The following is a 3,757-nucleotide window of genomic DNA, read 5'->3' as shown; positions in this document are numbered from 1 at the left end:
TAATTCACTTGCTGACTTTGGTAACTACTATAAATCAATTATTGAACAGAATTAAGGACGTTAGTATTTGAAAAGATCGAACAATTCCAGTTTGTATAACAGGAATTTATCAGAAAATGAGGAATAGTTGAAATGGAGGCGCTATAATAACATGAAGATTGAAGGGAACCAGAAAGAACTGGATGCAATGGTAGAATTTCATAAGGGAAACCGTGTCGAGGGACTGAGACTGCAAGAAGAATTTGCAGCGGAATTTCGTAAGGAGTATAAAGACAAAGATCACTGTCCTTGCCTGAAAGCCTGTCGTTATCACGGAAACTGTAAGGAATGTGTAGCAATCCACAGAGCGCATCAGGAACATGTTCCTAATTGTATGCGACCATTGATTAATAAAAAATTGAAATTGATGTCAGAATTAACAGAGCATACCTTGGCAAATGAAATAGAAGCTCCACATGAGATTTTAAGAAAATAGGCAAGTCAAATTCCCGTTTATTGGGAAGTCGCAGAGAACGAAAAATCGGAAGTTTACAGCGAGGTGAAAGAGGTTGAATTATGTAGAATATGGAAAAGAAAACAAATATGATGATAATATATTTTTTCAAAAATACAGTCAAATGAGTCGCTCACAGCAGGGACTAGCCGGTGCAGGAGAATGGGAAACATTGAGAAAGCTGCTGCCGGATTTTAAAGATAAGCGTGTGCTTGATTTAGGATGCGGCTATGGATGGCACTGTATTTATGCGATGGAACACGGAGCGTCTTCTGTTGTGGGTGTTGATATTTCTCATAAAATGCTCGAGGTAGCCAAAGAAAAAACACATTTTCCACAGGTTGAATATAAATGCTGTGCTATAGAAGATGTGGAATTCCCAGAGGAGAGTTTTGATGTAATATTAAGTTCACTTGCGTTTCACTATGTAGCAGATTATGAGATTTTAGTAAAAAAGATATATAGAATACTGAAGTCTGGTGGTAAGCTAGTTTTTACGGTTGAACATCCTGTTTTTACTGCCTATGGAACACAAGACTGGCATTATAACGAAAAAGGAGAAATACTGCATTTTCCGGTGGATAATTATTATTATGAGGGCAAACGGACAGCTGTCTTTTTGGGAGAAAAGGTTACAAAATATCATAGAACACTGACCACATATCTAAATACACTGCTTTCAAATGGTTTTATAATAAATCATATTGTGGAGCCGCAGCCGCCGGAATACATGATGGATATTCCGGGGATGCAGGATGAAATGCGCCGTCCCATGATGCTGATTGTATCGGCGAACAAAAAAGTGGATAGATAGAACTAAAACACTTATAAGGTATAAATGGAGGTAATTTATGTTTAAAGAAAAAATTATTATAGAGATGAAAGAAGTATTCAAAGAAATTCCTTTTGGCATAGAGCATACTCTCAAAGTTTTGAAAAATGCAGAAGATATAATGAAAGGAGAAAATATCGGAGAGGAAGAAAAAGAATTCATCAGTATTATTGCTATACTACATGATATTGGTGCGGTTGAAGCACAAAAAAAATACGGTTCTATTGATGGTGTCTATCAAGAAAAGGAAGGACCAGAAGTAGCGAAAGAAATATTAAAAAAGGTAGGCTATAACAAAAATATTGATAGAATATGCTTTATAATAGGCAACCATCATACTCCATCTAAAATTGATGGACTTGATTTTCAAATACAATGGGAAGCTGATTTGCTTGAAAATTTAACGGTTATGGATAAAGAAAAAGAACAGGAAAAGATAAAAAAGTGTATAGATGAAAACTTTAAAACAAACACAGGAAAAAGGATAGCTTATAATCGCTTTATTTTAGATTAGTAGTAGATTATTACAGTTATGTATTTTATATCGCAAAGAAAAAATAGTAGTTAAGTTTAAGCCTAGGGTTAAATGATGAATATGTTGAGGGCATTTTTGTTTCTGGTGAAATGCAATCGCAGGGTATAGGTAAAATTCTGCTGAATTATGCAAAGGACAAAAGGAGTAAGTTGTACTTGAACGTATACCAAAAGAATGCACGGGCAATATCTTTTTATAAGAGAGAAGGATTTGAGATTCAGCATAGTGGCTTAGATGAGGCTACCGGAGAAAAAGATTATGTAATGACATGGCAACACAAATAGAAATTCCAGTTTACCTCTATTCAAACATACAAGCTCTTGACAATAAAGCTCCTATATAGTATGATTTTATAAACTACTATATAGGAGCTTTTGCATGAAAACAAATGGCGGATTTCTTGTCACCAAAATAAAACAGCTTGGTGACCGGATTTTTGAGAAGATTCTCAGCGAAAAAAATATCGATGCGTTTAATGGAGCCCAGGGACGTATTCTTTATGTGCTGTGGCAGGAGGATGGTATCTCAATCAGGTCACTCTCGATTAAATGCGGATTAGCGATAACATCTCTTACTACGATGCTGGAAAGAATGGAAAATCAAGGGCTGATAAGCCGTGTTCAGTCTGAAACGGACAAAAGGAAAACACTCCTGTTTCTGACTGAGAAAGCACATGCCTTAAAGGGCGAGTACGATTCTGTATCTGATGAGATGGGCAGTATTTACTACAAAGGTTTTTCAGAGGAAGAAATTACCCGGTTTGAGGAATGCCTCGACCGCATCAGAAAGAATCTTGAGGAGTGGCAGAAGTCATGAGTATTTGTATCAAAGATCAGATTCAGAACATGAATATCGTCATCGGCTGCACAGTGGGGTGTACATATTGCTATGCCCGCAACAACGTGAAACGCTGGCATATGATTGATGACTTCGCTGACCCTGAATTCTTTCCGAGTAAGCTCAAGATGATGGAAAAGAAACGTCCGCAGAACTTTCTTCTTACCGGGATGAGCGATCTCTCCGGATGGAAGCCGGAATGGAGAGACGAGGTATTTGCAAAGATCCGTGAAAATCCACAGCATCAGTTCCTGTTCCTTACCAAGCGACCTGATTTGCTGGATTTTGATACCGATCTGGAAAACGCATGGTTTGGCGTTACGGTGACGAGGAAAGCAGAACTGTGGCGTATCGACGCCCTTCGGAAAAACGTCAGAGCAAAACATTACCATGTTACCTTTGAGCCGTTATTCGACGATCCCGGCACAGTTGACCTTTTCGGAATCAATTGGATCGTTGTCGGCACTATGACCGGGGCTCAGAGCAGGAAGATTCATACGGAGCCGGAATGGGCATGGTCTCTGGCGGACCAGGCACATAAGCTCGGCATTCCGGTGTTTATGAAGGAAGACCTTGTCCCTATCATAGGGAATGAAAATATGATTCAGGAAATGCCGGAAGAATTTAATAAAGTGTTAGAGGTACAGAAATCATGGAAGAAGTAATAAATGGAATCCTCATTCGTGAGGTGGAAACAAAGAACATCATGACTAAGTCTAGTCTGCCGGTAGGCGGTTACTCGGTCAATCCCTATGTGGGCTGTACACATGCCTGCAAGTATTGCTATGCTTCTTTTATGAAGCGCTTTACCGGGCACAAGGAGGAATGGGGCACTTTCCTTGATGTGAAGCATTGGCCGGAAATTAAAAATCCGAAGAAATATGCCGGGCAGCGTGTGGTCATCGGTTCTGTGACGGATGGCTACAATCCACAGGAGGAGCAATTCGGGAATACCAGAAAACTTCTGGAGCAGTTAATCGGCAGTGACGCAGATATTCTGATCTGCACAAAGTCGGATCTTGTGGTACGGGATATTGATCTGCTGAAGAAGCTTGGACGT

Annotated in this window: 6 protein-coding genes and 1 pseudogene; all 7 read left to right on the top strand. The window is 39.3% G+C overall.

Annotation, left to right across the window (positions count from 1 at the left end; all coding sequences use genetic code 11):
* The first annotated feature begins 151 nt into the window (after positions 1 to 151).
* Positions 152 to 475, top strand: a complete 324-nt coding sequence (locus tag DWZ45_RS14195; protein ID WP_004613237.1) for a hypothetical protein — start codon at positions 152 to 154, stop codon at positions 473 to 475.
* 142 nt (positions 476 to 617) lie between these two features.
* A complete protein-coding gene (locus DWZ45_RS14190) occupies positions 618 to 1,307 on the top strand; it encodes a class I SAM-dependent methyltransferase (protein ID WP_117495051.1) in 690 nt (229 codons plus the stop codon).
* 37 nt (positions 1,308 to 1,344) lie between these two features.
* Entirely contained in the window at positions 1,345 to 1,839 is a 495-nt protein-coding gene (locus tag DWZ45_RS14185; protein WP_008981870.1) for an HD domain-containing protein, read from the top strand.
* A 62-nt stretch (positions 1,840 to 1,901) separates the two neighbouring features.
* Positions 1,902 to 2,144, top strand: a pseudogene (locus tag DWZ45_RS14180) (GNAT family N-acetyltransferase); the annotation flags it as partial.
* Between the two features lie 94 nt (positions 2,145 to 2,238).
* Complete coding sequence (locus DWZ45_RS14175; protein WP_117796695.1) at positions 2,239 to 2,676, top strand: radical SAM mobile pair system MarR family transcriptional regulator; 438 nt, start codon at positions 2,239 to 2,241, stop codon at positions 2,674 to 2,676.
* The gene (locus DWZ45_RS14170; RefSeq protein WP_118469502.1) at positions 2,673 to 3,362 is read left to right on the top strand and encodes a radical SAM mobile pair protein A; all 690 of its coding nucleotides are present in this window, start codon (positions 2,673 to 2,675) and stop codon (positions 3,360 to 3,362) included. Before DWZ45_RS14175 ends, DWZ45_RS14170 begins: the two co-directional genes overlap by 4 nt.
* Positions 3,350 to 3,757 (top strand): radical SAM protein (locus tag DWZ45_RS14165; protein ID WP_347475389.1); only part of this gene is annotated, 408 nt, incomplete at its 3' end. The genes DWZ45_RS14170 and DWZ45_RS14165, both read left to right, overlap by 13 nt.

This window comes from Clostridium sp. AF32-7AC (assembly GCF_003477925.1).
Taxonomy (GTDB): domain Bacteria; phylum Bacillota; class Clostridia; order Lachnospirales; family Lachnospiraceae; genus Otoolea; species Otoolea fessa.
Note: the sequence above shows the minus strand (reverse complement) of the source record. Positions and strands in the feature narration are given on the sequence as shown.